The sequence below is a fragment of the Alteribacter keqinensis genome, from assembly GCF_003710255.1.
Lineage (GTDB): Bacteria > Bacillota > Bacilli > Bacillales > Salisediminibacteriaceae > Alteribacter > Alteribacter keqinensis.
This window is the reverse complement of sequence record NZ_RHIB01000003.1, coordinates 395668-420292: the sequence shown is the minus strand read 5'-3', so window position 1 is coordinate 420292 and position 24625 is coordinate 395668. Positions and strand designations below refer to the sequence as shown.

Sequence of the window (24625 nt, the reverse complement as noted above, 5' to 3'; positions counted from 1 at the left end):
TTTGCTCCTAAAGTTCCAATCTTAATAACCGACTCATAAGTAGAACAGACCCGTCCATGTACTCATTCACCAAAAAAAACACAAATAACCCAGGGGCTCGTTTAATAACCACTGGGTCTCTGACTGATTTATTCTGGTTCATCAATGTTACTCAAACTGGCTTCAATTTCACCTCTGATATCCCCTGCATTAGCAGGTCCTTCAAGGTAAACTTCAACACGACCCGGCTCGGCCTTCAAAAGAGAAATAACAAAACTTATTCAGGTAACGCTGCAGATGTTTCGTTCCCAGACCATGAAAGTTAGAAGTGACCAGTCACTTTGGGACCTGCTCGAGTCCCAACCAGCCGATGGAGTCAAAAAGAAGAGCGGTGTGGCCGGCGAAAACGATTTTTGCCTTCACAAAGCATACGGGTATTTATTTTGACCTGACCCAGCTGCGCTGGCTTGAACGGATCGCCGCTTATGAGCCCGATGAAAAGGTCAGGCAGGAGCTGGAGAACATCATCTTCCGGCACGAGAACTTTATGTACTGCGAAATAATCGGTGGCGGGGTGAAGACGTACTCCATGAAAGTGAAGAGGCATTTTCCGAATGCGGAGATGGTTTATTGAAAAGGTGAAAAGCGTGAAAGCCATGGAGGCAAGGGGCTCTCCATGGCTTTTGTTTAGTATGGGGCTTTTATAGGTTCAGCTCTTTGGGAGAGTCGTGATTAACTCGAAGAACAAATTGGGGAAGTCGATGAATAAACTGGTGTCGGTTATAAATTCCTCTTTTACAGGAGCTCCTCTACTCCATAGTCAGCTTCAACTGCGAGACAAAAAATTCTTCCCTTTATGAGCGATCACATAATTGCCAGGCACTAAAAACAACAGCGTCATCATAATCGTTCCTGTTACATTTTGACCGTACCAGGAGAAAAGTGATTGAACGAGAAATAGCTTGTCCAGAACAGGATAAAAAAGATCATGCAAAATACCAATGTACCTTGGTCTAACTTCATTGAAAAAAACCTCTTTCACACATAATTATCCTATTTTTTGAACGACAGCCCGCTCTCCTCCAGCGCTTTCCTCAGGTTCGGAAGTGAGGCCGGCCCCACACCGTGGAGGCGCAGCACCTCTTTTTCCGAGTATCGGGAGAGTTGCTCCACCGTACGGATTCCCTCATGTTCGAGGGCACTCCTCGCCGGTGCAGAAAGTGTGGACAGAAAGCCCTCCGCCGGTGCCCGCTCTTTTTCACAAATCGGACAAACCGGACAGTCACTGCTTTTTTGAAAGGTATGCCCCTTTTCGCACGTTTTCGTTACTGACATGATCATCCCTCCTGTCTTATTTTATCCTCCCGCTGCCGGTCAGCTGGTACTGTTCCTGATTGGCAATCTGGAGGAGTTCATAAACATATCCGTACTCCTCGTCTTTCCGGATGGAGCTTGCTGACACCATATACTGCTCTCCTTCTTCGATGAGGTTGTAAACCATCGCTTCCTCGATGAAAATTTTGTACCGCTCCCTGTTTGCTTCTTTTTCGTAAGCGTTATAGCCGATGATCCACATTTCGGTATAGTCTCCGGGTTCAATATGATGGTGTTTTTCTTCAATGATCATGCCGGCCATACCGAATGATTGCATGATTTCCCCGGACTCTCCCACCAGCAGATTAATCCCGTAAAAAAGGACAAAAGCGAGACAGCCAACGATTACCCCATGCCTGAATGCCGGTTTCACCATCCTCATCCTCCACTCCAAATCGGTTTATCTTCCATTTTATTCTAACACTTACGGCTCTAAAACGCGGCGGAATATAAAAGATCAGAAGCTTCTCAAAGCCGCTTATCTTTCTTAAAATCCTACGGTTTCGACAACGTTCGGGTGGTGACAGTCAAGTCTCCCGGTCTAACACCGGATCCACCGTATAGCAAAACCCCTTATCCACAGCGCCCATAATGTCAACGTGGTTCCCTTCCTGATCCCGGATGGTGGAGCCGTGTTTGACGACTGAATAATAAAAGCGTTCGTCCGCTTTTAACAGGGCGTGCTTCAATTTTGCCCCATGAAAAAGCTTCACATCGATGCCGTTTACTTTTGCGTAAACCATGATGATTCCTCCTTAGGTGTGGGGGTTCCCAGATACATGCCGCATGAGCTGCGCTGCATTTTACACTTACGCTAGCCGTTTTTACGTTTAGCCAACGCTATTTTACACTTACACCAGCTGTTTTTACGTTTAGCCGCCGCCTTTTTACACTTCCCCCGGCCTATTTAACGATTAGCACCCGCCACCCATATAAAAGAAACCTGCAGGAAACAGCGCCCCTGCAGGTCTTCACTCACTTCTTCATTATGGACGTCCGGCAAAATCCGGCTTACCCGGTTGCCCGGCGTGATCCGGCTTGCCTGGCTTATCAGGTTTCCCCGGCTTATCCGGCTTTCCTGGCTTGCCCGGTTTCCCCGGCTCCGTCCCGTCCTCTTCTTCCTCATAAAGCTCAATGGCGATTCTACCTTCAGACGTGTAATCGATCGGCGCGTCCTGGGACGTGAACGTGTCAGCGAAGTCGAGCATCGCGTTCGTCATGAACCCGGCACCAGGCTGAATCACGTCGCCTTCAAAGTTGTAGCCGCTTCCTCCTGTACCAAGGAAGTCAGGAATCGCGAGGGTGTAAGTCTCGTCATAGTCGATCGGTTCCCCGCCAACCTCCATCTCAATATCCACAAGGTTACCTTCTTCATCCGTCAGCACCGTATAGTGCAGGCCCGACGTCTGAAGGTCGATCTGATTGCTCCGGTTGTAGGAATACTCCAACACATCCTTAATCGCAGCACCTGTCATTTCAATTTCCATTACTTCGTTCGCAAACGGCTCGACGGTGTAAATGTCGCCGGCCGTAATCTCGCCCGGCTCGATGTTGGCGCGGATTCCGCCATTGTTCGTCACGGCAATATCTGCATCAATGTACTCACGCATGGCGTCCGTCCAGAAGTTTCCGAGAGGCGCGTCCATTTCGTAGCGCTCATCGCGGCTCAGCCCGGTATTTGTGTACCCGATCACCTGGGAAAGAAGCTCGTCCATTTCTGCATTGTACGCGTCAATCATGTCCTGAATGTGGGGAACCGTTTCCGTGAGCTCATCCACATCCTGCAGGTGCCCGTCCACACTCACAACTTCCTTCGTGTCGCGGTCCACTTCAAGAGTCACATTGCCGACGAAGCGGTTGTTCGATCCGGCCTGGGCGATCGGTGTACCGGCAACGACACTCGGCTCGTCCAAAATCGTGTGCGTGTGACCGCCGACGATTAAGTCAAAGTGATCGGGGAACGCTTCTGCCAGCTGCTGGTCATCCCCGTAGCCGATGTGTGTGAGCCCGATCAGGACGTCCACTTCATCTTTCAAATACGCATATTCTTCAACGGTTTCCTCATACCCGTGAAACTCAAGGCCCACAATCCCGGCAGGAGCTGTCGCAGGAGGTGCCTGGGTCAACGCAAGAATCCCTACCGTAAAGTCACCCAGGTCTTCAATGATGTAAGGGTCCGGCTGCTCGATCGGGAACTCCGGATCGACCACTTCCATGTTTGCACTCAGCCATGGAAAGTTCGATAATGCTTCATTACTGATAAACGCTTCCTGCCCGTAGTCAAACTCGTGATTTCCAATCACCATGGCATCCACGTTCATTTCATTCAAAAGATGAACCAGGGGCTCCCCCTCCTGCAGGTCAACCACCGGGTTTCCGCTGAAAATATCCCCCGCATCCAAGTAGAGGGAATGCTCCGCCGCCTCACGCTCTGCGTTAATGTAGGCCGCTGACTTCCCAAGATCATCAATCGTCGAATGAATATCATTCGTGTGGAGAATCTTCAGCTCGTGATTCCCTTCCTCTGCCTGCACACCGCCGTCCTGTACGGATAGAAACGGCGCCATCACCAAGCCGCCCACGAGTGCCGCTGTCAACAAACGTTTTTTCACCATCTTCACTGCCTCCTATGTAAATGTAATCTGATATTCTAGCAGACTGAATATCTACTAATCACTATACTGGAAAAATATGAATCTATCGTTTTCCTAATGTTAAGAATGTTTACAATAACATTTCAGGCAAGAAGCGCTCTTTGCTCCCTGCCTGATTTGAATAAAGTCCTACGAATTCGACAAAATCCGGGTGGTGACAGGCACCATTAATTCGCGTGTGGTGGTGGTCCTGGCTGTCCCGCATGTGGCGGTGGTCCCGGCTGTCCTGCGTGAGGCGGACGGTTGCCCGGACGATCGTCCTCATCCTCGTCATCGCCGTCCTCAACGTGCTCTTGCGGATGGATCTGGAAAAGACCCGTCGTATCATTTACGGTTTCTACGAAAGAAACGAACGGAGTCGTGTCTGCAAGGGGCTCTCCCTGGAGATCACTTTCGAAAACAACCTGGGCATCTGTTTCAAACGGCACAAGAGACCAGTTGTTTGTGACTTCGACTTCAAGAGGACCATCGTGGTCACGGATGTAGTCGATGATCACTTCACGGTTTTCGTCAGTAGAAGCAAGAACCGTTTCCACGCCGTCAATGTGGGCTCCCCCGCCCCCGGCACGGTAGTTGTTTGTTGCTACAAGGAACTCGTCCTCTTCTGTTACGTCTTCGCCTTCATACGTGAGGCCGACAATACGCTCGCCCACAGGCTGCGTGACATCGATCTGGTACTCAACGCCTTCGATTGTATCGAAGTCAAAGCTTGCAAAATCAGTGTTTATCACGTACTGACGATCGCTTGAGTCAGGGTCGATCTGAAGGAAGTTCTCAGCCGAACGCTCAAGCCAGTTGTGAAGCTCGGTTCCGTTTACTTTGACAACGTGAAGGGTGTTCGGGTACACGTAAATGTCGTTCACATCACGGATGGCAATGCTGCCTTCCTCTACATTCGTGTATGCGCCTCCGCGTCCTGCGCGGAACGGTGCGGCCGCGCTGAGCATGGCCATGTCTTCATATTCTGTGCTTGCAAAGTTCTGCTCCATATAGTCAAGCTGAGCGTCGTTTACAAGCTGAACCACTTCGTTGTCCATGACGCGTGAAAAGAACGTGTTCAAATCCGTTGCTGTATCGCCAACAGGACTGTTGACGTATTCAATGGTCGCTTCGTGAGTTTCTTCCACAAGGCTCACCATGTCAGGGTGAGGCTCGTAGGCTGCAGTTTCTCTTGCTTCACTGTCAAAGCCCGCCACTTCCCACTGACCGTCAGTGTTTGTTAAATCAAGCTCGATCACGCCGAGGTGGCTGCCCCATGCGCCAGGCATCACAGTCGGTACGCCGTTGACAGTTCCTGCTTCAACGTCGATGCCGTCAATGCCGGAGTAGGCGTCGGTTCCCGGGAATACGTTGTGCTGGTGGCCGAGGATCATGGCGTCGATGCCTTCAACCTGGGAAAGCTGATAGCCGGCGTTTTCGCTTGCGTCCTCAGCCGGGTTGATTCCGGAGTGGGCAACGGCGACAACGATGTCCGCTCCTTCTTCTTTCATCTGCGGCACGTATGTTTTTGCTGATTCCACGATTTCGTTCACGTAGACGTTGCCGTCAAGGTGTACGCGGTCCCACGTCATGATTTGCGGTGGTACTAAGCCGATCACGCCGACGTTCAACGTTTCTCCGTTGATTACTTTTTCGATGATCGCGTATGGATCGTAGCGGAGGTCTTCCGTTCCGTCGTTATAGACGTTGGCGCTGAGCCATGGGAAGTCGGCTTTTGCGATCGTTTCGTCCAGGTAATCGAGGCCGAAGTTAAATTCATGATTTCCAAGAGTGGCAGCGTCATAGCCCATCATGTTCATGGCGTCCATGATTACGTGGGGCTCGTCCGCTCCAACCGGATCCACAAGGGCAAGCATGTCCCCGAAGATGCTTCCCTGAATGATATCCCCGTTGTCCAATAGAAGGGTGTTTTCATGTTCACTGCGGATTTCCTCCACCAGTGTATGTACTTTTGTAAGTCCGTAAGTGTCGTCTACCGTGTCGTTCATGTAATCATACGGCATCATGTAGGCATGAATGTCCGTCGTGCCCATGATCACAAGCTTTTCTGTGTCCTCAGCATCTGCCTGAGCGGCCGGTGCTGTGGTTGAAAATAAAAGGCCTGTCATCAGACCACCTAAAACCCATTTGTTCCTTAGGATGTTCTTCAACTCTCTCACTCCCCCGTTTGTTATGTAATCGCTTCCAATCTTACCAATGGCGAGAATTGTCGTAAAGGTCTGACAACTTTTTCGCTACTTTACGCTTATTTTTTGTTAGAAATGTCACGGATAACCAGTCAAAGGACGGGGGTCTTTCGTTCATATTTAGTTCATATTTTGTGATAAAACTTTTACATTTACACCAAATAGGCCCATCCACATACATGTCCGTACTTCCAATAAAGTACCACTAACATTTTACGGAAAGATTTGTTAGAGTAGTAAGGTAGCGGAGTTCGTAACCATCCTCCGCTCTATAAATCAAAACTAGGAGTGAACCAAGTTGAAAAAAGCGATTGTTGTGTTCAGCGGAGGTCAGGACAGCACCACATGTCTTCTCTGGGCACTGAAAAACTTCGATGACGTCGCTGCCCTGTCTTTTGACTACGGCCAGCGCCATAAAAAAGAGCTCGATTACGCAAAGCAGATCGCCGACGAGCTCGATGTGCCCCATCACGTGATGGACGTAAGCATGCTCGGCCAGATTACGGCCAACGCCCTCACCCGTGATGACATTGAGATTGAAGAAGGGGAAAAATACCCGACTACCTTCGTGGACGGACGGAACCACCTATTCCTGCTCATGGCCGGCATCTTCGGCAAGCAGATCGACGCGAAGCATATCATCACCGGTGTGTGTGAAACGGACTTCTCCGGCTACCCGGACTGCCGGGATTCGTTCGTGAAATCCATGAACGTGACGCTCAACCTGAGCATGGACGAGAACTTCGTGATCCATACGCCGCTCATGTTTTTGGATAAAAAAGAAACGTGGAAGCTCGCCGATGACCTGGGCGGCCTCGACTTTGTCCGCTACAACACGCTCACATGCTACAACGGCATCGTCGGCGACGGCTGCGGCGAATGTCCGGCCTGCAAGCTCCGCGCCCGCGGGCTTCGCGAGTACCTGGCGGAAAAGGACGGTGGCCACGTTGAATAAAACTGACAAGCTGATCCTGCTCGCCGGGATCTTCTTTACTGCCCTTTTCGTTTCAAACGTGATCAGCGTCAAGCTGTTTACGATCGGCTCCGCCGTTTTGACCGCGGGACTGCTCACGTACCCCCTCACGTTTTTGATCACCGATTCGATCAGTGAAGTGTACGGGAAAAATACAGCGAAGCGCGTGGTGATCATCGGACTGCTCACCAACCTGATGATGATCGGCTTTTTCTACATGGCCATCGCCCTTCCCGCCGCGAACTTCTGGCCGATGCAGGCGGAGTTTGAAATGATCCTCGGCGCCGTTCCGAGAATCGTGGCCGCATCGCTCCTCGCGTACTTCGTGAGCCAGCTGTTTGACGTGCACTTTTTCCACAAGCTCAAGGAGATGACGAGCGGCCGACACCTGTGGCTGAGAAACAACGGAAGCACCTTCGCAAGCCAGCTTCTCGACTCGACGATCTTCGTGGTCGTGGCCTTTTACGGCACCATGCCCGTAAGCGCGCTTCTTGCCATGATCGGCGTGCAGTATCTCGTGAAGGTGGCGATCGCCGCCCTCGACACCCCGTTCATCTATTTAATGGTGAAATGGCTGAGAAAAGATGATGCAAACGATAACGGAAACAATAAGGAGGAAGAAAGCTATGCAGTATGACCGCGAAAAAGAAGTGGAACAACTCGGCAGCAATAAAACCGAATACCGGATGGACTACGATCCGTCCGTCCTGGAGGCGTTCGAGAACGTCCACCAGTACCGTGATTATTTTGTGAAATTCAACTGTCCGGAGTTCACAAGCCTGTGCCCGAAAACCGGCCAGCCGGACTTCGCCACCGTCTACATCAGCTACATTCCCGACAAAAAGATGGTCGAGTCCAAGTCCCTGAAGCTGTACCTCTTCAGCTTCCGCAACCACGGCGACTTCCACGAAGACTGCATGAACAAGATCGTGAACGACCTTGTCGAGCTGATGGATCCCCGCTACATCGAAGTCTGGGGCAAATTCACCCCCCGCGGCGGCATCTCCATCGATCCCTACGTGAACTACGGGAAGCCCGGCACGAAGTGGGAAGCATTTGCCGAGAAGCGTCTCGTGCAGCATGATTTGTATCCGGAGACGATTGATAACAGGTAGGTTTGTTTTGTGCCGCCATGCGTGTGTTGATGCGGATCACTTGTGGGGGAATATCGGAACACATTAGAAATCGCATAAATTACTCACATTAAACAGGCTGGGACCAAAGTGTTTTAGTTAAACGAAAACCCGAACGATTAATATGCTGTGCAATAAAACCGCTCCTGAAATATACTCCGCTTTCCGCGGGAAGCTGGTGAGCCTCCGTGTGCTATCGCACTCCGGGGTCTCACCTTTGCTTTTCCTCCCGCAGGAGTCTACGTATATTTCATCCGCTAGGCCAGCGCATTGTTCGGATTTTCAGCTAAACACTTTCTTTATGTCCCAGTCTTTTTACTGTTTGCTTCTTTTACTAACGCACGCCGCCAGGTGAAATGTATTTATTCCCCTCATCCCAGTTATGTGCCGTAAAAGTTCAGTTATCTTCTTACTTTTTCAGAACGGGAATCCAAATGTCACACTTTACGGAAGGTGAAGATAAATCTTTATTTTTGATCAACAATAGTTCAGGTCCTTTTGTTACTTGATAGTTTGAGGAGGGGAACCACTCAGCATAAATCCTTCCCCAGGTTTCCTGAAGTGTGTCAGGGAACGGGCCTGTTGATTCGAAAACCGCCCAGGTTAAAGCAGGTACTTCAAGCTTCACAAACTGTTCAGGATTCTCTTTGTTTGTCGCCACTCCTATATACTGGTCCAGCTCTCCCTTTTCTTCCATACGCCCTTCAGAGAAGTTTGCGGAAGCCTGGATCATTCCTTCTGGCTCAACGTTGGAGAGGTTTTGCAACTGCTCTATTTTTTCCTTCGTCAGGGATTGCCACATCGCGGCTATTTCTGGATTTTCCCCTTCAAAAACAATGGGAACCCGTTTCATAATACCCACAATGTTAAAAGCTTCTTTTGGTTCAATCCGGTAATTCATTTCATGTCCTCCTTTAACTGATAATTGGAAGGTCATGGATGGATAGGCTTTTACTAACTGACCATGGCTTCTTGCTTCTGTAGGTGTAACACCATGTAAATGGATAAACGCTCTCGTAAACGAGTCTGCAGAGCTGTATCCATACTTTATTGCAATATCAATTACTTTTACGCTGCTGTTTTGAAGCTCAGCTGCTGCCAGACTGAGCCGTCTCCGGCGTATATATTCCGATAACGTCACTCCGGCGAGGAAGGAAAACATTCGCTTAAAATGATATTCGGAGCAATGAGCCAGCCTTGCCACCTCTTTAAAATCAATGTCGTTCGTAAGGTTTTCCTCAATATACTCCATTGCAGTATTCATGCCCTTAAGCAAATCCATTTAATGACCTCCTTTCATCACCAGAATAACAGGAGTATTGTTCAGTCATCCGACATTTGGTGCACCGTTATGCAGGATTCATTACTTTAGCTCGGAATATAAAATCAAGAAAATCAGTCTCTCCTTTGCCTAATGGTTACAACTATCGCTTCCTGTTTGTTCAATAAGATTGTCCTGCCATTTCTTTTAATGTATTAAAAGCATTTTGCGTAACCAGTTGCTTTTGTTCTTCGTCAGCACCTGTTATTTCAAACATATTATAAATATCACTATACTTTTTAATTAATAAAATATCTGAGTATACCTTAATGCTATCCTTCTCAACAATAGTTAACGGTCTAATTTGTTCATAGCCTTTTAAAACTGAATTATATACCTTTTTTGTAAAACTTAATCTAATAACTGCTAAGTCGTGAATCCTATATCCGAACGCACTATGGTCAAAATCAAATAGAGAGAAACCGTCTTTATTACTAAAAAAGAAGTTTGACGGATTGGGGTCTCCGTGAACAATTCCATAAGAATCGACATCCATTGGTATATCATTAATACTGTCAATTAGTGTCTTCGAACGAACGCTAAAAAAAGAAAGCTTTCCAAAGTCAAACTGACGAGTATACTTCTCGATAGTATGTAATGGTTCCTCTACAAGTCTTCGAACGTCTAGTGAATAACGCGAATACTGACTTGTAAAATTATTAGAACATAAATGGAGTTTTGCTATTATTCCACCTAGTTTTATTGATTGATTTATGTCTAGATTTTCGTTAATTGGACTCCCCTTTGCATATGGAAACAATGCCAAGTATCGAGTTTCATTATAATTTAATTTTAGAAGAGAAAGATTTTGATTATTATTGTTTTTTATAGGTGATATTACTGGTATCTTTTTTGAATTTAAGTATTCAAGAAATTCTAATTCAAAGTGAATGTCGTTGAGAGAACTTATATAGCTTTTATTATTAATGTACACTCGCAATATAAACTGTTTAGAACCAGAAACAACAATATAGTGGTCATTGAAACTTCTTCGTATAAACGTACACCTTATTGGTTCAGGTAAGTTATAGAAATGAGTAAGTAATGCTGCTAAAGTCGTTTCTTCAATAATTGAGTTCGAAGCCTCCATTAAATACCTCCAAGTACTTCTATAAGTGCTTTAGAAACCGTTCGGGCTGGTTTAAAAAATCTCTTGTGAGGGACACATGTTCAATTTCATCATACTTTTTAGGTTTCATTTCTCCATCTTCAATAAAATAAATATCGGCCTCAGGTATAGCCATTAATATTGGAGAATGCGTGGCAATGATAAATTGTCCATTATCTTTCACCATTTCATTAATCAGTGAAATCAAAGATAGTTGTTTCAGTGGCGATAAGGGGGCTTCAGGCTCATCCAAAAGATATAAACCATTCGGCTTAAACCGCGCTTTAAATAAATCTAAAAAACTTTCACCATGTGAGCGAACATCCAACCCCTCTCCATAAAGATGCTCTAAATCGTTAAGTGTTCTTGCATAAGGTAATACTTCTAAACTGTGTTGTTTCTTTTGTCTAATATTCCTTATTGCTTCCGTGGATTCTTCTTTAATTTCTTTTATGCGGTTAGTAAAGTTAATAAAATCATTCGCTCTAAAAAAGAACCCTTTATTAGTCCTTAATTTCCAGGTAAGTTTCATCTTCTGTCCTAATTTTCTTGCCTGGTCAAGTGAAGTGTCCGTTTCTATGTTTTCACCGCCAATGAGAATACTGCCAATATTCGTTGCAATAGCTTCCAGGAGAGTTGACTTTCCTGTTCCATTATCTCCTACAAGTATTGTTACTGGCTTATTAAAATGTAGTTCTTTTACATTTCTTATTAAAGGAAGATTAAAAGGATAATCTTTGTCTTTGTTACCCGGCTGTATATAAATCGTTTTTAAGTGAACCACTTTAACACCTCTTCCTCAAATAGCTGATACTATTTCTTGAGCGGTTTTCCCCGTTTGCCGGAAAGAGAAGCAGTAAATTATTGTGCTGAAAATTCCGACAGTTGACTACCCTTTTAGTTTATATCACCTAAATAAATTGGCGCTTGTTCATTCTTGGCATACATGACGATATATTTCCTAATCTCTTTTGGGTATAGACGATATTCCTGTAAGTCCTTCATATGTACCCATTCTACTCCCACTTGATGGCTGTCAGGATTAGCAGGCAGTTCAACATCATTTTTTCCGGTTACGAGTTTGCAGACAAAATAATATTCAACTTGGTGAACGTTAAAATCCGCAGAAGCATACTCATGATTTTTCCCTATATACTCACGAAGATGAAGCAGTTCCCCTATCTCGATCTGCTCCCCAGTTTCCTCAATACACTCTCTGATTAAGGTTTTATGAAGGGTTTCGCCATGTTCCTGTCCGCCACCGGGAAAAAGATAAAAATATCCGTCACGATCCCGGTTCTTCGTTAACAGAACCTTATCGCCTGAAATGATGACAGCTTTAGCTGAATTCCTTATATTCATTAACAATCCCCTTATTTATCCCTGTATTTTACTAAAGAATATATTTACTAGATTTATTTATCCTCCACAGGAGCAACGACAACTTCCTGTGTTAATCTTTGTTAATTATCTCTTGATTGGACGTACCTTTTAACTGTAAATTCTAATCTTTTTCCACTATTTATACCCGTTTGTTCAATATCATCTCCATTTTTCTACTCTTCGTTGTCATCCCGATTGATTTATAAAATTCAATGGCAGATGTATTTTCCTCGGACACTCCCAAATCAATACTGTCAACTTTGAGGCTTCTTCCAAAATCAAAAACGTAATTAATCAGTTTTTTTCCGACACCTTTCTTTCTTTGTGTTTCAGCAACACATACACTCTTTATAAATAATACTTTCCTCTCTTTAACAAAAGTATTTTCAGTTATTTCTTCTTCTTTTGTCACTGCAACGCCGACTATTTCATTGTTTATTGCAGCCACAAAAATATGCTGTTTACTATCTAATAACTGGCTTTCAAAAAACTCCTGTTCGACTGGAGTTGCATTCTCTTTGTACAAATCCGGCCTGACGGAAACGTGGAATTCATGAACCTCCCTGAATAAAGGCAGCAATAACTCGTAATCGCTTTCCTCGGCGTTTCGAAGAAGTATATTCATATTTTTTTACCTCTCACTAAGTTTCTAATGATATGCTGTCAATGCTCACACTTGCAGGAAATGCCACCTTAAATGAATCTCCCCTACAATAAAAAAAGCTATCTCTTTTTCTTTGAATTAGCTCCAGCGATGCCGCCAATCACGCCTGCCATCAGTGCAATTGCAATTGCAGCCCAAGTCCCAAAACTCATATAATACTCCCTTTCAATAAATTTGACATTCAATTATCCTATCCATTAGCACCACAACAGGAGCAACAGCTTATTTCACTATTGCTCCCCTTTACTTTAAAAAGCTATATTATTTTTGAATATTTTCATAGAAGACAATTTTATTTCCGAACGGGTCCCCAATTCTAACCTCCAGCGTATTCCAATCCGTAGTTTCAAGGCCCGGGCGTGCGTATTTGTATTCCTTTTCGCTAAGCTTTGCATGAAGCATCTTCACATTTTCCACTTCAATTCTAATGGACGCTCCAGGTGTTGAATCTCCAAAATGTTCAGAAAGGTGAAGGATACAATTGCCTTGGGAAATTTGCATATACAAAGGAAAGTTTTCCTCAAACCGGTGCTCCCAATCCAATTCGAATTCCAGAAATGAAAAATAAAATTCTTTGGCTTTCTCCTCATCAAAAATACGGAATACCGGTACAGGGCTTTTCATCCTTATTCCAGGTGTGCTCACGATCACATCACTCTTTCTTATCATTATTTTTGTATAAAATTAATCAACTTTATGATTTACAAAAGAACCTACTCCGTTAATTCAATTATTGAAGGATTTCCAGCTTTAGTTTAAATTAACTTCTTCACATAATTTGTATATTCCTTCCTCTAGTTTAAAATGAATATCCAAATCCTACTCATTCACAATGGGCTTAACAGGGCAAATCACATAAGGAGATATATAGGTGGATTCGTTCCAGATTTTTTGGCCATTCGGCCTGAGTAGTTCTTTCACCAAAGCCGCTTCCTTGAGGCAGATCCAAAAGTGTCCACCTCGCACGGACTGTCCTCCCACCACGCACATCTCTACCACTTTTCCCGATTTATCTACCACTTTTCCCAGCCAGCCCTCCCCCTCCACACACAAAAAAAGAAGCCCCGCCATCCAGCGAGACTCCTCCCTTATAATAGAGGCTACTGAAAAATTACAAAACAACTTTTTCAGTGCCTTCTATTACTCTTTACCCGGCAAGCAAACCCTCTAAAATCCACCAGCCAGACATCCTTCCGAACTCCAAAACTCTTACTATCTAACTACGCTTCTATCAAACAACTGCCGATCGAACATTCATCCGATCAAACAATCCTCCATTCAAACTACCAACCTACTGTGCATCCACCGCCGCTCTCACATCAATCACGCCATTACCATAATAGAAGTGATCACCGAGTGGCACCGCCGTTTCATTTAACACGGCACGCACATCATCGTTGGACAACGACGGGTTCGCCGCCAGCAGGAGCGCCGCCGCACCGGCCACGTGAGGCGCTGCCATGGACGTACCGCTCAACGCTGCATAGCTGTTATCCAGGTACGTACTGTCAATCGCCACACCCGGGGCCATCACATCAAGCTCGTTCCCCACACTGGAGAAGGACGCGCGGTCGTTGTTCTCGTCCACCGCACCGACGGCGATCGCATTATCGTACTTCGCCGGATAGCCAATCGTGTTCCATCCTGGAATCAGCGAGCCCTCATTCCCGGCCGCAGCCACGACCGTCACACCTTCACCGTGAGCGTAATTGACCGCCTGCTCCAGCGTCGTCGAACCGACCGGCGCACCAAGACTCATGTTGATCACATCGATGTCATTTTCAACCGCCCATTCAATACCCTGGACGATCCCTGCATGAGACCCGCTGCCGTCAGCGCCGAGCACCTTCACCGCATACAGGTCCACATCCGGACTCACACCGAGCACACCAACCTCATTGTCGAGAGCCGCAATCGTACCTGCTACATGCGTCCCGTGCCCATTCTCATCCTGGTACTCAGGCTCACCGTCAATAAAGCTCACACCGCCGGCCACATTCAAATCCTCATGATCCTGAATCCCCGTATCAAGCACCGCCACACTTACACCGGCACCTGTGTTCCCGTCATTTTGCTGCACATCCAGCGCACCAATATGCTCAATTCCATACGGCACATCCTGGGCATACGCCTGAACCTCCACGTTCTCCTCCACAAACGCCACATTCGGATTATTCTCCAGACCCGCTACCGCTTGTTCGGGTAAAGAAACATGGACGATATCTGCAAAACCAAACTCATGCTCCACGTCCCCGCCAAGTGCGGTCACTGTGTTTGAAGCATTCACGGCACTTGCCGCTGCCCCGGGCTCAAAGCCGACGAGATACTCCTTTGTTTCACCGGAGTCCTGTGCGCTTCCAAAACCGCCGGCACCTCCCAATACGAGTGTTGCGGCCAGCGCCGCACCTGCTATCTTTTTAAATGCTTTCATCTTGTCGCTCTCCCTTCCCACTTGCTGAATTTGAAAAAGTTGTAATTTGAACTTTAACAGGGAAAAGGGGGAAAATTCAACAAATACTCAAAATTTACAGATAATTAACCGTTTATCTGACAATTTTTTCATATGACACAGTTCTATTTTCACAACCGATCCGGGTGAAAATAGGCTGTACCCCAACGATCGTTCAGGGTCAAAATGCCACCAATATTCTGACATTATGGCATGAAATGTTAAAATAAACCTAAGATCACCAAAAAGGGGGGACTTATTTTGCCCAAAAAAACGTCAAAGCCATGCTCATTCTCATGGCCACAGGCGCAGTGATCGGCGCTGTTTTCGGCATCATCGCCTACGACCGTGAGTGGCTTGGGTAATAACAAAAGAGTAAGAGTCACGAGCGATAAAGAAAACTTGCCGCTATATGACCTCGAGCTCGCAGGCACTGAAGCTGGACTTGGAAAAATCTCACCATAAAGTTATTCACATCTTAGAAATCTTAACAATCAACAATAAACAAAAAGAGCAGCCTCAGCTGCCCTCTCATTACTTCCGCCAGAATGTGGAACACTCTGCTTTATCCTCAATGTTAAACGCGATCATTTTCTCCAGTAAGGAGAAATCAAACGGCCTGTCCCACCGGAACCGGACCAGCTCCTTCGTATAATCGTAGCCGGCCTTGGCAATGTCATCGGAAAACTGAAGAATCCCTGCCTGCTCAGGGGCAACGGCCATATGATGCTTGGCGATGCTGAAGCCGATAATATAGGTGCCGTGGTCCGTAAACATCGGCTGGTTCCAGGCGATTTTCGGCGTCAAAGCTGGAAACGTCTCCTGTACCCAGACCAGCACCTCTTCCATCCGCTCCCGGTGCTCCGGATTGTCAATCTGCTTTACAAATTCTTCAAATGTGTCCATGCCACACTCTCCTTAGTTATGCTTCAAACGCTCCAGCGCGCCGACAGCCTTTTTGTAATACTGGACGCTCTTGGAGTAGTGCTGCTTTTTCTCGTAAAGGGCAGCGAGGTGCTTGCCGTATTTATAAATGAACTCGTGGCGGGGATTTTCTTCAAAGAAGGGAATGATCTCGTCTTTGAGTACTTTTTCAAATTCCTCGGTGTCTGCATCCCCGGCAACGTGCTCGTAGTACTTCAGATGGTATTCATACTGACGGACGAGGAAGCTTCCCGCTTTGCTTTTGTGCTCGTCGAGAATTTCGAATCCGTGCTCGATCCAGCTTTTCATTTCACTGAAAAGCCGCATTTTCGCAAACTGTTCAAGAATTGCGACGATGGTAATGAGGCGGTCGGTTCCCTGACGGAGCCGGTAGCTCATCTGAAAGTGATGAATCGCTTCCATGGAGCGGTTCATGGCTCCAAAGGTCTCCCCCTTGGCCTGAAGGACTTTTGCTTCCAACTTTTTATCCCCGATGTTTTTGGCCAGTTTCATGGCAAGCTCAAACTGTTTCTCCGCCTTACTGTATTTGCCGAGCACCTTGAAGCACAGGCCGAGGAGAAGCCGGCAGTCCCCGCTACGGTGGTACTCGTAGTTCGCGTCATACACCCTCACCGCTTCGTTTAAGTGGTGCATGCTCGAATTGATGTCCTCCACCCGGTAGGACGTGAGCCCGAGCATGTAGTAGAGATCCACCACATCCTTGTGGGGAAAATTCGACGTATCAAGAAGCGCGTCGGCCTCCTTCAGGTGTTCAAGGGACTTGTGAAACTCCTGGTTCATGTACGCATACACACTCTTCATTTTAAGAAAATGAAACCGTATCTCCGGGTCCTCCACATCATTGATGAACGACTCGTTTTTATTCAAAAGCACCTGGGCACTGGCCCCTTCCCCCTGCAAAAAACGCAGACGGGAAAGAATCACCTCAAACAGCACGATCAGGTTCGGGTTCTGGACAAAGTTGAGCTGCTCCTGGAGGCTCCCGCTCAGCTCGGCGGCTTCTGCCAGCTCCCGGTCAATCACTTTCTCATTGAGCTTGTAAATCCGTTCTTTTAACTGGCTTTCATTGTGAACAGACTTCACTTCCTCCCGGATATCAAGACGATCCATCAGCCTCTCAAGCAAGTCAGTACTCACATCGATCTGGTCGTTCTCAATCTTGCTGTAGTATGAGACCGAACATATTCCTTTGCATACTTCGTCCTGCTTCTTTCTCTGCTTTAAACGATGGTACTTTAACACTTTTCCATTCATCCGGTTCCACTCCTAACGCGACTCCGACTGCAGATAATATGTATCGAAAGACCCTCTACTTTTATCATATATGATGCTGGTAAGATGGGAAACCTTATCAATCTACTTTTATTTGGGAAAATACAGGGTCCATACAGCCCCTAAAGCCTGTTAACCACCTGTAATTTTCCTCAAATCAAGAAAGTACCCAGATAATTACCGGTAATTTTATCATAAATCGACCTATTAAACACCCCCTCGCTGGAGGGGGTGTCGATTCGTGTCATATGATTGTGCTGCTTATTGTGGCGGGCTGTTCGTATAAACGACCTCACCGTCGCTATTGTAGGCAATGAAGTCTGCCTTGAACATGGCATCATTGTCTGAACGGACAAGGGCGAACCGCTCCATGTCCGATCCCTTCGCGAGGATCTCAAGCTCAGTCAGGACCGCATCTCCATGCTCCAGCTGGATGGTGCTGATGTCCTGGTCAAAGACCCTGACGAGAACCATGTTCATATCGCCCTCCTCATGGTACGGGGAGCCGAAAAAAGACAGAAAGAACGGGTAGTTCTTTTTTGCCGGTTCAAACGTGTAATCAATCCTGCTCGTCCACCTGAACCAGCTTTTCTCCATATACATTTCCCGCTCCACTCCGTCTGCCGTTTCAAAAAACGCCACCGCCTTCGTGTCGTCCACCAGCTCAATGTGTTGCATATCCCTCACGTGCCACTGCTCCCTGATCGCACTCTCAATCAGGTCCTTATCCGCCCCCTGCAGATGGATTGTAATAAAGGCAATCACCCCAAGCAGCAGCGCAACCGCAATCGTCCTCTTCCTTTTCGCCATCCCCATTCTCTCTTCCCCCTGGTCAGTGTATATGAATATATTAACATATGAACCAGTTTTATCTATTTAAAATTCGTATGCCTGCCTTTCTCTTCCACCTTCTTCTGGTAGGCTGTGATGTGGTGGCTGAGGTCAATCTAGTCTGCATCGTTATAATGACCACGCGGGTAAACAATAATGGCTGTTGGGATTGCAATCCCAACAGCCAAACTGCTTTTTATATTTTACTGCCCTGACGATGCAAGAAGGATTTCTCCTTCAGGCAGTTCGTTGTTCGGCCGGGGCTCGAGAGTGATGGCAATTTGATCCACGTTGAGCTCTTCAAGGTCCTGCATGTTAAAAGCGACAGCGCCGTTACCGGTTTCGTCAATTTTAAAGCTTCCGGCAGGAATCGGGGTTTCCCCTTCGATAATCCATGCCTGATAAGCTTCGGTTCCTGAAAGCTCCGGCATATCACTTACCTGAATAACGAGCTGCACTTTATCATGTTCGGTTATGAGCGTCGCAAATCCGTTGCTCGCTTCACCGAGGGTAGAGTCCAGTCCCGCTGATAGAACGACCTGTGCCGTTCCGGGGGCGGTTTCTTCATCAAGGGCGTCCCGGATAGCCGTCAGTTCCGTGACCAGTTCGTTGCGCTCTTCAGCCACCTGCTGAAATTCCCCTGCAAGCTGTTCGTTTTCCCCTGCCAATTCCCTGTTTTCTGTCCAGAGCCAGGTGTTGAGCCCGACAGAAAGCAAAAGTGATGCAGCGAGAGACCCTAAAAGGATTGGTGACTTTCTGCGGCTGGTGCCCGGACCTGCAACAAGGTCGTTATTCTTTTCTTTAGTATCCACCCCGTTGCCACGGACGTTTTTTTCTTCATTTGCAAACACATTGGCAAGGACGCGTTTTTTCATATCTTCAGGAGGTTCTGCCGGATCCGCAAGAAACGGAAGATCGTCCGTTAATTCCCGCAACTCCATCAGCTCCTCCCTGCAATCCTCACACGAGGACAGATGCGCTTCAAATTGTTTCTGTTCATTCTCACTCAGCTGCCGGTTGAAATAATCAATGAGGCGGTCACACTGGCTGGTATTCATAGCTGAGTCCCCCTTTCCACTGAAAGCTCCTGGCGCAGATGTTTCAGCGCAAGCCGGATTCGTCCTTTGATCGTTCCAAGAGGCAGATTTGTTTTCTCTGCGATTTTTTTCTGTGAGTACCCCTTAAAGTAGAAGAGCTCCACGATTTCGATCTGCTCTTTTTTCAGTGTCCGGATCGCTTTCTTCAATGTTTCTCCCTGTTCTTTCCACTCTATCATGTCTTCTACGCGGGTACCTGAGTCTCCAGGCTCCCACTCATTGGTTAAATGAACTTCCTGTTTATTCTGCTTGCGGATCTGGTCGATCGCCGTATTCCTTGTCATTGTCAAAAGCCACGAGGAGAATTTTCCTTTTGTATCATCATAGTGCCCGGTTCCCCTCCACAGCTTCAGCATGACTTCCTGGACAACCTCCTCGGCTGCCTGCGGATGTTGAACCATTTTCAAGGCAAACGAAAAAAGAAGCTTTTCATACTTATCGTACAGTGCTTCAAGGGCAGCCTGATCCTGCTCCTGAATACGCCTGTACAGCTGTTTATCATCTTTAATAGCCATTGGACGCCCCTTCCTGTCAAAATGAAATCTCTGTATTTATCATAACGGTTGTTTCAGTGAATTGGATCACTTTCATTTTCACTTTTTAATAGGCTGGAATCGACCGTCAATAAATTCACCTAAAAAACACTGCCATGACGGGATTCTTAGCTGCGTCTCCAAAATAAATAAATCTTTTTTCTGCAAAAAGTGATCCATTTCCCGATCACTTCCGTTAGCTTGGGCAGAAACACAAACACAAACAAAAAGGAGAGTTGAAACATGTTCAAAAGAAAAACAAAGGGAATTGCAGCTTTGGCGATGGCGGGGATGCTTCTCGTTCCGGGAAACGCACTTGCCCACGATCACAGCGATGACGGTCACGACCATGGAGACGGCTACAGTGAATACACCCCTCAGGTATCCACACCGGCTTCAGACCTGAGAACACATTTGGACCATCTTCTTTCCGAACATTACATTATTACCGTTGCTTTCATGCAGAAAGCCTTTGACGGCAGTGAAGACGCTGGAGAAGTGGGTGCGGCACTTGACGAAAACACGGCGGAACTCACCGCTGCCATCGAATCCGTTTACGGTGAAGAAGGCGCTCAGGAATTTGAGCGCATCTGGCAGAGCCACATCGACTTTTTCGGTGACCTGACAGTTGCCACTGCAGAAGGTGACATGGAAGCCCGGGAACAGGCGGAAATGAACCTCGAAAACTATGTAGAGGAATTTGCCGCATTTCTTGACGCAGCAACAGAAGGCGGCCTTCCGGCTGAAGCAGGGGAAGAAAATATCGCCGGTCACGTTGAGGACGTAAAAAGTGTCTTTGATGCTTATGCAGACGGGGAATTTGAAGAAGCCTACCACGGCATCCGTCACGGGATCCACCATATGTTTGATATCGGTGAAGCCCTGTCCGGTGCCATTGTCGACCAGATGCCAGAGGAATTCGACAATACAGAAGTAAGCACTCCGGCGGCGGATCTAAGAGCGGCTCTGAACCATCTGATGGCCGAGCACTTCGCTTTTGCGGTCCTGGAAATGCAGAAAGGCTATGACGGTGCGGAAGACTTTGATTTTGCCGGCTGGGCGCTTGATGAAAACACATCAGATCTCGCTGCCGCAATGGGATCCATTTACGGTGACGACGGCGCTGCAGCGTTTGAACCCGTCTGGCAGAGCCACATCGACTTCTTCGGTGACATGGTTGTTGCCACTGCAGAAGGCGACATGGAAGCTCGGGAACAGGCTGAGATGGACCTTGACGCCTATGTGGTTGAGTTTGCAGGTTTCCTTGATGAGGCAACAGAAGGACGCATTCCTGCTGAAGCCGGAGAAGAGAACGTTTCCTCCCACGTGGCTGATGTAACAAACACGTTTGACGCATATGTGGATGAGGACTACAGCATGACGTATGATCACTTCCGTCACGGCTACCACCACATGTTCGCGCTTGGTGAAACACTGTCCGGCGCATTTGTGGATCAGTTCCCTGAAGAATTTAAAGCTGGCGACATGCCTGAAGAAATGCCGCAGACCGGTATGGGAGGCGGTGCCGGATCAAACACCGGCATGATGCTCTGGATAACAATCAGTGCCCTGCTGGCAGCAAGTGCTGCAGTATACTTCCGCAAAAGGGCGGTACAGGCGTAACGGATTTTAAATAAATAGAAAAGGAAGAGGAGCCGCGTCTTCTCTTCCTTTTCCTGCTTTGGAGTGAGATACATGAAGCTGAGAATCTTCATCCTGTCACTGGGTCTCGCCATTCTGGCCGGTTTTACCTTCGTGTATGGAAGTAATGAAGGAATGATCGAAACAGAATGGGAGGCGGATCCTGAATTTGAAGGTGATCCTATTCAGAAGGATGCTTCTGTCCCGGAAGAGGAAGAACCGGGCGCGATTGATCTGAACGACGAATTTGTCCGCCTTGGCGGTGAGGAGAACGATCAAGCAGACACTAAACCGGAACCGGCGCCTGAATATGGCATCGTACCTCTGAGCCTATCGATTCCCGCCATTGAGGTAGAAGCAGACATCGAACCTGTCGGTGTTTTGGATAACGGACAGATGGGCGTACCGGCCGACGCAGAGGGTGTGGCCTGGTTCGAACCGGGCACAATGCCCGGAAACACCGGGAATGCGGTCCTTGCAGGGCATGTGGACAGCCGGACAGGACCCGCGGTATTCTGGGATTTGAACAAACTCGAGCCGGGTGACGAGATTCACGTGAGCGGAGAGGACGGTGAACCGCTGACATTTGAGGTGCAACTAACTGTCAGCTATGGCCGCAACGACGCCCCCATAGAAGAAATCTTCGGACCAACGGATAAAAAACGCCTGAACCTGATTACTTGTTCCGGCACGTTTGACCGCGCAGAAGGGACACATGATCAGCGGCTCGTCGTTTACACAGAACTGGTCGAGCCTGAGGCAGAAGAAGAACCGGCTGAAGATTTTGAAGGTGCCCCTCCTGCAGCACCGGAAAACGTAATCGTCCAGCACAACCGTATTTCATGGCACGCGGTCCGTGATGAGGCGGTCATCGGTTACCGCATTTACCGTGAAAACAAAGAAACAGGGGCATTTGACCACATAGAAAGCGTATCGGCCCACGAAAGGAAATCCCTCCGGACCGAGGGGGCAGCCGATTACGCGTTTTATATTACGTCAGTTAACGGCGACGGACTTGAGTCAGATCCGTCAGAAATCGCCTCTTTTAGGGATTAATAACAACCAGGGAGGCTGCAGATTGAGCAGGAAGCGGGCACTCCCCTCCTTCCCCTCTACGTCCAGATCCCGTTATACAGCGGATTAATAAGTTGAGTGAGGCTTTTCATACAATTTACCTATAGAAGGCTTCCATGTTCAGAAGTCCTGCCTCTTGCAGGGCTTTTTTTGTGAGGTATCTGTCGATGCCCCACTGGGCCATCAGGTTGTTGCCAACGGTATCTTCAAATATATTGACTTGTTTTATCTATTTAAAATCCGTATGCCTGCCTCTTTCTTCCACCTTCTTCTGGTAGGCGGTGATGTGGTGGCTGAGGTCCTTTCCGTAGGTTTCGAAGATGTAATCGATGTTTTTTGCGTCCCGTTCCATAGAGATGCCTTGGTCATACCGGAGCCATTCGATCAGGTAAATCAGGCTCATGTAGTTTCCGGCGATGGCAAAATGATAGAGTTCTCTGATTGTCAAAGAGCATCGCCTCCCCTGCCGGACGGGCTTTCTTCTTTGTTTAAAAATAAGCTGTATTCTTTTTCGTAGGTGAGGGTGATCGTGCCTACGGGGCCTTCCCGCTGTTTGGCGATGATGATTTCCATTTCTTTTTTCGTAGAGGCGGCCGGGTCGTAATAGTCGTCCCGGTATAACAGAGCCACGGTGTCGGCGTCCTGCTCAAGGCTGCCCGATTCCCTGAGATCGGCCAGGGTCGGGCGTTTGTCCTGGCGTGTTTCCACGCCCCTGGACAGCTGGGAGAGGGCGATGACAGGAATATTCAGATCCCTTGCGATCGTTTTCAGTGCCCGTGAAATTTCGGTGACCTGCTCCTGGCGGTTGCCTTTTTTGGAGATGGGCTGCAGGAGCTGGAGGTAATCGACGATGAGAAAATGGTGCTTGTCCGGATGCTGGCTGATGAGCTTACGGGTGTTTGCATACATTTCACTCACCTTGACCGACGACTCATCACAGATGTACAGGCTTTGCTGGGAAAGAAGACTCATGGCGTTTCCGTAGCGGGTCCAGTCCTCTTCATCGAACCGTCTTTTCGGATCGCGCATTTTCTGTGAGTTGATCCGGGCTTTGCATGCAATCATCCGGTTTACGAGCTGCTTCATGCTCATTTCAAGGGAGTAGAGGTGACCGTAGCCGCCGTTCTCCATGTGGCCCATGGTCATGTTGATGGCAAGGGCGGTTTTTCCGACGGACGGTCTTGCAGCAACGATGATGAGCTGCCCTTTTCCGTGTCCGTTCGTGAGGAGGTCATACTCGGTGTAGCCTGACTTGAGCCCCTGATCCACTGTCCCGCTCACGGCTTCGTCATATACGTCCATGAGCTTGTCCTTTAAAACAAAGTCCGCCTTTTTCGTTGTGACGGCTTCGATCAGTTTCACTTCTTTTACAAAGCCCGAGACGTGGTCATCGTTGGTTGCTTCCTTCGTTTTATCAAGGAACTTCTCTGCCTGACGACGGACCTGGTTTCGTTTCCACGTCCGGAAGATGATCTTCTCGAACAGGGCATAGGAATGGGGGGAAGGAACAGAATCGATGGCTCTGTCAATATCCCACTGGGCCATCAGGTTGTTGCCGAGCTTTTCATGAAGGGTGGCCCGGTTGATTTCTTCTCCGTCCCGGTCGATCTCAAGCATGCCCTTCAGGATCGACTGGTGGTAAAAAGACACATGCTGGGGACGGACTTCGATTTCTTTGATGATCGTGTTATCTAAAAGGATACAGCCAAAGAGCATCAACTCCGCTTGAATGTTCCACTGGTCCACCACTCGCCTTCGCCTCCCACTCTTTGACTTTATCTGTCCCCTTGCGGTCTCGTTCCGGACGGGGATTATCGAGAAGATCAAACAGGGTCGGAGGATACTTGTTCTCTTTCGCATAGGCATCCAGTCGCCCGATGACGGTGTCGTACTCCTCCTTTTCTAGATGACGGAACCAGGACTCCACTGTTCCGATGTCCATTCGCATTCTTCCGGGGTAAAAACGGTCAATGTCCTTGATCACTTTCGCTGCCTGTTGTTTATCCAT

26 protein-coding genes are annotated in these 24625 nt (G+C 47.7%); 6 read left to right on the top strand and 20 right to left on the bottom strand.

The window, feature by feature from the left end:
• Window positions 1-307: 307 nt before the first annotated feature.
• Entirely contained in the window at window positions 308-613 is a 306-nt protein-coding gene (locus EBO34_RS17345) for a hypothetical protein (RefSeq protein ID WP_142996808.1), read from the top strand.
• A 419-nt stretch (window positions 614-1032) separates the two neighbouring features.
• Here the strand turns inward: EBO34_RS17345 and EBO34_RS17335 are convergent, their stop codons facing one another.
• The 5 genes from EBO34_RS17335 to EBO34_RS17315 all read right to left on the bottom strand — a co-directional run bounded on the left by EBO34_RS17335 (window position 1033) and on the right by EBO34_RS17315 (window position 6157).
• Window positions 1033-1314, bottom strand: a complete 282-nt coding sequence (locus tag EBO34_RS17335; RefSeq protein ID WP_429699523.1) for an RNA polymerase alpha subunit C-terminal domain-containing protein — start codon at window positions 1312-1314, stop codon at window positions 1033-1035.
• A gap of 16 nt (window positions 1315-1330) precedes the next feature.
• Window positions 1331-1729 carry a hypothetical protein gene (locus EBO34_RS17330; RefSeq protein WP_122900919.1) on the bottom strand — a complete coding sequence of 133 codons (399 nt, stop codon included), beginning with the start codon at window positions 1727-1729 and terminating at the stop codon, window positions 1331-1333.
• 151 nt (window positions 1730-1880) lie between these two features.
• The gene (locus EBO34_RS17325; protein ID WP_236784568.1) at window positions 1881-2096 is read right to left on the bottom strand and encodes a hypothetical protein; all 216 of its coding nucleotides are present in this window, start codon (window positions 2094-2096) and stop codon (window positions 1881-1883) included.
• A gap of 243 nt (window positions 2097-2339) precedes the next feature.
• Window positions 2340-3968: a bifunctional metallophosphatase/5'-nucleotidase gene (locus tag EBO34_RS17320; protein WP_122900915.1), complete on the bottom strand. Its 1629-nt coding sequence runs from the start codon at window positions 3966-3968 to the stop codon at window positions 2340-2342.
• A gap of 206 nt (window positions 3969-4174) precedes the next feature.
• A complete protein-coding gene (locus tag EBO34_RS17315) occupies window positions 4175-6157 on the bottom strand; it encodes a bifunctional 2',3'-cyclic-nucleotide 2'-phosphodiesterase/3'-nucleotidase (RefSeq protein ID WP_142996807.1) in 1983 nt (660 codons plus the stop codon).
• Window positions 6158-6491: 334 nt separating this feature from the next.
• Between EBO34_RS17315 and queC the strand changes: the two genes are divergently transcribed.
• From queC to queF, 3 genes are read left to right on the top strand one after another with little or no spacing between them, the layout of a single operon-like run.
• Window positions 6492-7148, top strand: a complete 657-nt coding sequence (gene queC / locus EBO34_RS17310; protein WP_122900911.1) for a 7-cyano-7-deazaguanine synthase QueC — start codon at window positions 6492-6494, stop codon at window positions 7146-7148.
• Window positions 7132-7803: a queuosine precursor transporter gene (locus EBO34_RS17305; RefSeq protein WP_122900909.1), complete on the top strand. Its 672-nt coding sequence runs from the start codon at window positions 7132-7134 to the stop codon at window positions 7801-7803. The genes queC and EBO34_RS17305 overlap by 17 nt, the downstream gene beginning before the upstream one ends.
• A gap of 49 nt (window positions 7804-7852) precedes the next feature.
• Window positions 7853-8281, top strand: coding sequence for a preQ(1) synthase (gene queF, locus EBO34_RS17300; RefSeq protein WP_419466029.1), 429 nt, complete (start codon window positions 7853-7855; stop codon window positions 8279-8281).
• A 427-nt stretch (window positions 8282-8708) separates the two neighbouring features.
• Here queF and EBO34_RS17295 read toward each other — a convergent pair whose 3' ends face one another.
• From EBO34_RS17295 to EBO34_RS17235, 12 genes are all read right to left on the bottom strand, one after another.
• Complete coding sequence (locus EBO34_RS17295; protein WP_122900904.1) at window positions 8709-9581, bottom strand: AraC family transcriptional regulator; 873 nt, start codon at window positions 9579-9581, stop codon at window positions 8709-8711.
• 160 nt (window positions 9582-9741) lie between these two features.
• A complete protein-coding gene (locus tag EBO34_RS17290) occupies window positions 9742-10710 on the bottom strand; it encodes a phosphotransferase (RefSeq protein WP_122900902.1) in 969 nt (322 codons plus the stop codon).
• A gap of 19 nt (window positions 10711-10729) precedes the next feature.
• A complete protein-coding gene (locus EBO34_RS17285) occupies window positions 10730-11512 on the bottom strand; it encodes an AAA family ATPase (RefSeq protein WP_221175160.1) in 783 nt (260 codons plus the stop codon).
• A 113-nt stretch (window positions 11513-11625) separates the two neighbouring features.
• A complete protein-coding gene (locus EBO34_RS17280) occupies window positions 11626-12090 on the bottom strand; it encodes an NUDIX domain-containing protein (protein ID WP_122900900.1) in 465 nt (154 codons plus the stop codon).
• Between the two features lie 160 nt (window positions 12091-12250).
• Window positions 12251-12736, bottom strand: a complete 486-nt coding sequence (locus EBO34_RS17275) for a GNAT family N-acetyltransferase (protein WP_122900898.1) — start codon at window positions 12734-12736, stop codon at window positions 12251-12253.
• 300 nt (window positions 12737-13036) lie between these two features.
• Complete coding sequence (locus EBO34_RS17270) at window positions 13037-13399, bottom strand: glyoxalase superfamily protein (protein WP_122901416.1); 363 nt, start codon at window positions 13397-13399, stop codon at window positions 13037-13039.
• A 667-nt stretch (window positions 13400-14066) separates the two neighbouring features.
• Entirely contained in the window at window positions 14067-15206 is a 1140-nt protein-coding gene (locus tag EBO34_RS17260; protein ID WP_122900894.1) for a S8 family peptidase, read from the bottom strand.
• Between the two features lie 552 nt (window positions 15207-15758).
• Window positions 15759-16130, bottom strand: coding sequence for an iron chaperone (locus EBO34_RS17255; RefSeq protein ID WP_122900892.1), 372 nt, complete (start codon window positions 16128-16130; stop codon window positions 15759-15761).
• A 12-nt stretch (window positions 16131-16142) separates the two neighbouring features.
• Window positions 16143-17423, bottom strand: a complete 1281-nt coding sequence (locus EBO34_RS17250) for a helix-turn-helix domain-containing protein (protein WP_122900890.1) — start codon at window positions 17421-17423, stop codon at window positions 16143-16145.
• A gap of 279 nt (window positions 17424-17702) precedes the next feature.
• Window positions 17703-18257, bottom strand: coding sequence for a hypothetical protein (locus EBO34_RS17245; protein WP_122900888.1), 555 nt, complete (start codon window positions 18255-18257; stop codon window positions 17703-17705).
• A 218-nt stretch (window positions 18258-18475) separates the two neighbouring features.
• A complete protein-coding gene (locus EBO34_RS17240; protein ID WP_122901414.1) occupies window positions 18476-19330 on the bottom strand; it encodes an anti-sigma factor in 855 nt (284 codons plus the stop codon).
• Window positions 19327-19884, bottom strand: coding sequence for an RNA polymerase sigma factor (locus tag EBO34_RS17235; RefSeq protein WP_122900886.1), 558 nt, complete (start codon window positions 19882-19884; stop codon window positions 19327-19329). The genes EBO34_RS17240 and EBO34_RS17235 overlap by 4 nt, the downstream gene beginning before the upstream one ends.
• 261 nt (window positions 19885-20145) lie before the next feature.
• On the opposite strand from EBO34_RS17235, the gene EBO34_RS17230 reads away from it, so the two are divergent.
• Both EBO34_RS17230 and EBO34_RS17225 read left to right on the top strand, forming a co-directional pair.
• Window positions 20146-21525, top strand: coding sequence for a copper amine oxidase (locus EBO34_RS17230; protein ID WP_122900884.1), 1380 nt, complete (start codon window positions 20146-20148; stop codon window positions 21523-21525).
• A 72-nt stretch (window positions 21526-21597) separates the two neighbouring features.
• Window positions 21598-22599 carry a class F sortase gene (locus EBO34_RS17225; protein WP_122900882.1) on the top strand — a complete coding sequence of 334 codons (1002 nt, stop codon included), beginning with the start codon at window positions 21598-21600 and terminating at the stop codon, window positions 22597-22599.
• A gap of 247 nt (window positions 22600-22846) precedes the next feature.
• Here the strand turns inward: EBO34_RS17225 and EBO34_RS17220 are convergent, their stop codons facing one another.
• The 3 genes from EBO34_RS17220 to EBO34_RS17210 are packed head-to-tail and all read right to left on the bottom strand — an operon-like array spanning window position 22847 to window position 24625.
• Window positions 22847-23065, bottom strand: a complete 219-nt coding sequence (locus EBO34_RS17220; protein ID WP_122900880.1) for a hypothetical protein — start codon at window positions 23063-23065, stop codon at window positions 22847-22849.
• A complete protein-coding gene (locus tag EBO34_RS17215) occupies window positions 23062-24366 on the bottom strand; it encodes a replicative DNA helicase (protein WP_183163933.1) in 1305 nt (434 codons plus the stop codon). The genes EBO34_RS17220 and EBO34_RS17215 overlap by 4 nt, the downstream gene beginning before the upstream one ends.
• A complete protein-coding gene (locus EBO34_RS17210) occupies window positions 24305-24625 on the bottom strand; it encodes a replicative helicase loader/inhibitor (RefSeq protein WP_122900876.1) in 321 nt (106 codons plus the stop codon). Before EBO34_RS17210 ends, EBO34_RS17215 begins: the two co-directional genes overlap by 62 nt.

Bases quoted from the DNA above. Each gene is read 5' to 3' on its own strand.
- EBO34_RS17295 (WP_122900904.1), bottom strand. From the start codon at position 9,581: ATGGATTTGCTTAAGGGCATGAATACTGCAATGGAGTATATTGAGGAA.
- EBO34_RS17230 (WP_122900884.1), top strand. From the start codon at position 20,146: ATGTTCAAAAGAAAAACAAAGGGAATTGCAGCTTTGGCGATGGCGGGG.
- EBO34_RS17325 (WP_236784568.1), bottom strand. From the start codon at position 2,096: ATGGTTTACGCAAAAGTAAACGGCATCGATGTGAAGCTTTTTCATGGG.
- EBO34_RS17240 (WP_122901414.1), bottom strand. From the start codon at position 19,330: ATGAATACCAGCCAGTGTGACCGCCTCATTGATTATTTCAACCGGCAG.
- EBO34_RS17275 (WP_122900898.1), bottom strand. From the start codon at position 12,736: ATGAATATACTTCTTCGAAACGCCGAGGAAAGCGATTACGAGTTATTG.
- EBO34_RS17235 (WP_122900886.1), bottom strand. From the start codon at position 19,884: ATGGCTATTAAAGATGATAAACAGCTGTACAGGCGTATTCAGGAGCAG.
- EBO34_RS17260 (WP_122900894.1), bottom strand. From the start codon at position 15,206: ATGAAAGCATTTAAAAAGATAGCAGGTGCGGCGCTGGCCGCAACACTC.
- queF (WP_419466029.1), top strand. From the start codon at position 7,853: ATGGACTACGATCCGTCCGTCCTGGAGGCGTTCGAGAACGTCCACCAG.
- EBO34_RS17225 (WP_122900882.1), top strand. From the start codon at position 21,598: ATGAAGCTGAGAATCTTCATCCTGTCACTGGGTCTCGCCATTCTGGCC.
- EBO34_RS17210 (WP_122900876.1), bottom strand. From the start codon at position 24,625: ATGGATAAACAACAGGCAGCGAAAGTGATCAAGGACATTGACCGTTTT.
- EBO34_RS17290 (WP_122900902.1), bottom strand. From the start codon at position 10,710: ATGGAGGCTTCGAACTCAATTATTGAAGAAACGACTTTAGCAGCATTA.
- EBO34_RS17270 (WP_122901416.1), bottom strand. From the start codon at position 13,399: ATGAAAAGCCCTGTACCGGTATTCCGTATTTTTGATGAGGAGAAAGCC.
- EBO34_RS17250 (WP_122900890.1), bottom strand. From the start codon at position 17,423: ATGAATGGAAAAGTGTTAAAGTACCATCGTTTAAAGCAGAGAAAGAAG.
- EBO34_RS17330 (WP_122900919.1), bottom strand. From the start codon at position 1,729: ATGGTGAAACCGGCATTCAGGCATGGGGTAATCGTTGGCTGTCTCGCT.
- EBO34_RS17255 (WP_122900892.1), bottom strand. From the start codon at position 16,130: ATGGACACATTTGAAGAATTTGTAAAGCAGATTGACAATCCGGAGCAC.
- EBO34_RS17245 (WP_122900888.1), bottom strand. From the start codon at position 18,257: ATGGGGATGGCGAAAAGGAAGAGGACGATTGCGGTTGCGCTGCTGCTT.
- EBO34_RS17280 (WP_122900900.1), bottom strand. From the start codon at position 12,090: ATGAATATAAGGAATTCAGCTAAAGCTGTCATCATTTCAGGCGATAAG.
- EBO34_RS17335 (WP_429699523.1), bottom strand. From the start codon at position 1,314: ATGTCAGTAACGAAAACGTGCGAAAAGGGGCATACCTTTCAAAAAAGC.
- EBO34_RS17320 (WP_122900915.1), bottom strand. From the start codon at position 3,968: ATGGTGAAAAAACGTTTGTTGACAGCGGCACTCGTGGGCGGCTTGGTG.